The following is a 4,310-nucleotide window of genomic DNA, read 5'->3' on the forward strand; positions in this document are numbered from 1 at the left end:
AATGCTTTGAATCAGCTGAGTTAAATACCTTATTTTACTAGATTGCTATCATTTTCTGATTGCCAATAAAAATACACAGCTGGATTTTGTATTTGCAGGCCTTTTCCAAAAAAGTGAAATATTTTTTTATTGTATTGTTTATCAAACTGCTGTAAATTTAATAAGTAACTTTACCCCTACTTATTTTATTTTTATTTTTCTCTGTAAATTTCAAATTCTCCATTTACAACTTCCTCTATATACTGATCTTCAGAAACTATCTCTTCAGAAATTATCATTTCCCAGGTACCTGCATATTTTTTCTCACTTTCATCATAAAAACCAAGATACTCTATATTGGGATGCTGCAAATTTTTATCGACTATAATAGTTCCATTTTCGTCTTTGTAATAATTGTAGGGATAGTTTACAATAAAGCTAATTATATCGTTGTCAATAAATCCTTTTACTAAAATAGGTTCTACGAAAATATTTTTGGATTCGGAATCGGTCGATGTTCCTGTAAATGAATTGTTATTAAAAGTCAGCTCCATTTGAAATTCTACTTCTATATAGCTGTCAATAACCTCATATCCTTGTAGATATGTAAAAAAGCCTTTCCAAATTTGCTTATTATCAACAATTCTCATAGATGTAAATTAAGAGTTTTAGTTTTTATTATGCTTTTCGTGAACTATATCAATCTAAGTAATAAAAGTTTACAATAATAAAGAAAAACATTATCGATCTTAACATAGGAACTAATAAAAATTACATAAAGTCATTTACGAAATAAGTGAATAAAGAAAAATCGATATGATTTTAATAGAGTTGACAGAATTTCTTGGTGATAGTAACTTGTTCCGATTTTTCATCGGAAGGTTCGAACCCCCGGCCACTTCCGATGAAAAATCGGAATGCTCTGAACCAGCTGAGCTAATCTTTGATTTTAATTAATTCCTCAATTTTAATTCTGCTTTTCCAGGATTTAATTTGCAGTTCTCTTTTATATGCCAGCTCTTTTGCTGCGTAGTTTTCGGTGTAAACTACTTTCCAGTCATTTACATTTCCGGTAAAACCTTTACTTTTTTGATTATGACGAGTAAGTCTTTCTTCTAAATCAGAAGTAAATCCAATATAGTATCTATTCTTGCTTTCACTAAATAATATGTAAACAATAAAACCTATAAAGTGTATTAAAGCAAAAAACTCCAAAATCTAATGACTTTGGAGTTTTTGGAATTTTGTGGGCGATGATAGCTTGTTCCGATTTTTCATCGGAAGGTTCGAACCCCCGACCACTTCCGATGAAAAATCGGAATGCTCTGAACCAGCTGAGCTAATCTTTGATTTTAATTAATTCCTCAATTTTAATTCTGCTTTTCCAGGATTTAATCTGTAGTTCTCTTTTATATGCCAGCTCTTTTGTTGCATAGTTTTCGGTGTAAACTACTTTCCAGTCATTTACATTTCCGGTAAAACCTTTACTTTTTTGATTATGACGAATAAGTCTTTCTTCTAAATTGGAGGTAAAACCAATATAAAATTTATTCCTGCTTTCGCTGAATAATATGTAAACAATAAAATCCATAAAGTGTATTAAAGCAAAAAACTCCAAAATCTAATGACTTTGGAGTTTTTGGAATTTTGTGGGCGATGAGGGGTTCGAACCCCCGACCCCCTCGGTGTAAACGAGGTGCTCTGAACCAGCTGAGCTAATCGCCCTATTTTATAAGGTTGCTATCATTTTCTGATTGCGAGTGCAAATATAAAGCTAGATTTTGTATTTGCAAGTCTTTTTTAGAAAAAAAAGAGAAATATTTTCTACTATATTATTTATCAAACTATTGCAAATTCAATAAGAAAGTTCGCCTCCCGGCCACTTCCGATAAAAATCGGAATGCTCTGAACCAGCTGAGCCAATCGCCCTATTTTATTCTTGCTGTTATTTTGTGATTGCGAGTGCAGATATAAAGCTGGATTTTATATTTGCAAGCCTTTTTTAGAAAGATAAAGAAGGATATCTTCAATTATATTATTTATCAAACCACTGTAAATTCAATAGGAAAGTTCGATCTGCGATCACTTCCGATAAAAATCGGAATGCTCTGAACCAGCTGAGCTAATCGCCCTGTCTTACTAATCTGTTAGTGATTACAGATATAAAGCTGGATTTTATATTTGCAAGCCTTTTTTAGAAAAAAAAGAGTAATTATTTTAATATTATTTACTCTTACTTCTGCAAATTCATCATCTTTATTAAAATCAATTCCACTTTAAAAAAAATACAAATAGAAATTCTCGTTTTCTTATAATTTCGTTAAAAAATAAATTCGGGGGTTCTAATTCATAATATTACTTTGTTGTGAATTGCTATAGTCATACATTTGCATACCTAAAAATAGTATACTCTAATGGCACGATTTAAAGAAAATGATTTACCCAAATCAAAAATAACGGCTACTTCACTCAACAAAGCAAAAACCATATTTACATACGCAGGAAACCATAAATGGAAATTTTTCATTGGATTGATTTTTCTACTTTTAACAGGTGCCACTGCCCTTGCCTTTCCTAAATTAATGGGAATGCTTGTAGATTGTGTGAAAAATAAAAACAACGATCAGGCCAATCAGATTGCTTTTGGATTAATTGGAATCCTGTTTTTACAATCCTTCTTTTCCTTTTTCAGATTGTCGTTATTCGTAAATTTTACCGAAAATACGCTGGCTAACCTTCGTCTTGCCTTATACACCAATCTGGTAAAGCTGCCAATGACGTTCTTCTCTCAAAAAAGGGTTGGGGAATTGAATAGCCGTATTAGTGCCGACATCACACAAATTCAGGATACTTTAACGACTACTATTGCTGAATTCCTGCGTCAGTTTATCCTCATCATTGGAGGAATCATACTACTGGCAACCGAAAGTTTAAAACTCACTTTATTAATGCTTTCGGTAGTACCTTTAGTCGCTATTGCGGCCGTAGTATTTGGAAGGTTTATTAGAAAATATTCAAAAAAAGTACAAGATCAGGTTGCCGAAAGTCAGGTAATTGTAGAAGAAACTATGCAGGGCATTAGTATTGTAAAAGCTTTTGCTAACGAATGGTACGAAATTGCCCGTTACAAAGGAAAAATCAGCGACGTAGTAAAACTGGCCATCAAAGGCGGTCAATATCGCGGTTACTTTGCTTCTTTTATTATTTTCTGTTTATTTGGTGCCATTGTAGCTGTTGTCTGGTTTGGTGTTCGTTTAAGCATAGCCGGAGAAATGAGCGTAGGACAATTAATCTCATTCGTATTATATTCAACCTTCGTAGGAGCTTCTTTTGGCGGAATTGCTGAGTTATATGCTCAAATACAAAAAGCAATTGGAGCAACCGAAAGAGTTTTTGAATTATTAGACGAAAGCCCGGAAAAAATCAATTCAACTCCAAACAAAGATCAGGAAAAGATAAAAGGCAATGTTACGTTCAGTAATGTAGCTTTTAGCTACCCAACACGTCAGGAGATTCAGGTATTGAAGGATGTAAATTTCAAGGCAGAATTCGGACAGAAAATAGCGATTGTTGGGCCAAGCGGCGCAGGAAAATCAACCATTTCTTCCCTTTTATTGAGATTTTATGATATTACTTCCGGAGAGATTACAATTGATGGTAAAAGTATCTACGATTATGATCTGGAAGACCTTCGTGGTAACATGAGTATTGTACCGCAGGACGTTATTCTTTTTGGCGGGACAATCAGAGAGAATATCGCTTACGGAAAACCAGACGCTACAAATGATGAAATCATAGCTGCCGCTAAACAAGCCAATGCTTTTAATTTTGTTGATGGTTTCCCGGAAAAGTTTGAAACACTGGTTGGAGAAAGAGGTGTTAAACTTTCAGGTGGTCAGCGTCAGCGTATAGCTATTGCAAGAGCCTTGCTTAAAAATCCAAGTATATTAATCTTAGACGAAGCCACTTCATCTTTGGACAGTGAAAGTGAAAAACTGGTTCAGGAAGCTTTAGAAGTATTAATGGAAGGAAGAACTAGTATTATCATTGCTCACCGACTTTCAACAATCAGAAATGCAGATAAAATCCTGGTTCTGGACAACGGAAAAATTTCTGAAGAGGGAACACATCAGGAACTGATAAATCTTGAAAACGGAATTTATAAAAACCTAAGTAATCTGCAGTTTAGTAACTCTTAAATAAAAATTCCAAATTTTTTAAATTCCAAATTCCAATAAAAAAGCTTCAATGAAAATTGAAGCTTTTTTATGTAAACTGTAAACTGTAAACTGTAAACTGTAAACTGTAAACTGTAAACTGTAAACTGTAAA

At 33.3% G+C, this 4,310-nt stretch carries 4 protein-coding genes and 3 tRNA genes; 1 reads left to right on the plus strand and 6 read right to left on the minus strand.

Annotated features, from left to right (window positions below):
* Positions 1-191: 191 nt before the first annotated feature.
* The 6 genes from ACODST_RS27640 to ACODST_RS27665 all read right to left on the minus strand — a co-directional run bounded on the left by ACODST_RS27640 (position 192) and on the right by ACODST_RS27665 (position 1,704).
* Positions 192-629, minus strand: coding sequence for a hypothetical protein (locus ACODST_RS27640; RefSeq protein ID WP_488935323.1), 438 nt, complete (start codon positions 627-629; stop codon positions 192-194).
* 226 nt (positions 630-855) lie between these two features.
* Positions 856-917, minus strand: a tRNA-Lys gene (locus tag ACODST_RS27645).
* Positions 916-1,194 carry a GIY-YIG nuclease family protein gene (locus ACODST_RS27650; RefSeq protein ID WP_488935324.1) on the minus strand — a complete coding sequence of 93 codons (279 nt, stop codon included), beginning with the start codon at positions 1,192-1,194 and terminating at the stop codon, positions 916-918. Before ACODST_RS27650 ends, ACODST_RS27645 begins: the two co-directional genes overlap by 2 nt.
* A 64-nt stretch (positions 1,195-1,258) precedes the next feature.
* Positions 1,259-1,320, minus strand: a tRNA-Lys gene (locus tag ACODST_RS27655).
* Entirely contained in the window at positions 1,319-1,570 is a 252-nt protein-coding gene (locus ACODST_RS27660) for a GIY-YIG nuclease family protein (RefSeq protein ID WP_488935325.1), read from the minus strand. Before ACODST_RS27660 ends, ACODST_RS27655 begins: the two co-directional genes overlap by 2 nt.
* A 59-nt stretch (positions 1,571-1,629) precedes the next feature.
* Positions 1,630-1,704, minus strand: a tRNA-Val gene (locus tag ACODST_RS27665).
* A gap of 689 nt (positions 1,705-2,393) precedes the next feature.
* Between ACODST_RS27665 and ACODST_RS27670 the strand changes: the two genes are divergently transcribed.
* A complete protein-coding gene (locus ACODST_RS27670; RefSeq protein ID WP_488935326.1) occupies positions 2,394-4,178 on the plus strand; it encodes an ABC transporter ATP-binding protein in 1,785 nt (594 codons plus the stop codon).
* The last annotated feature ends 132 nt before the right edge of the window (positions 4,179-4,310 follow it).

It is taken from the genome of Flavobacterium sp. FG19 (assembly GCF_057809475.1).

Excerpts from the sequence above, each read along its gene's own strand:
- ACODST_RS27670 (WP_488935326.1), top strand. The coding sequence starts at position 2,394 with ATGGCACGATTTAAAGAAAATGATTTACCCAAATCAAAAATAACGGCT.
- ACODST_RS27640 (WP_488935323.1), bottom strand. The coding sequence starts at position 629 with ATGAGAATTGTTGATAATAAGCAAATTTGGAAAGGCTTTTTTACATAT.
- ACODST_RS27660 (WP_488935325.1), bottom strand. The coding sequence starts at position 1,570 with ATGGATTTTATTGTTTACATATTATTCAGCGAAAGCAGGAATAAATTT.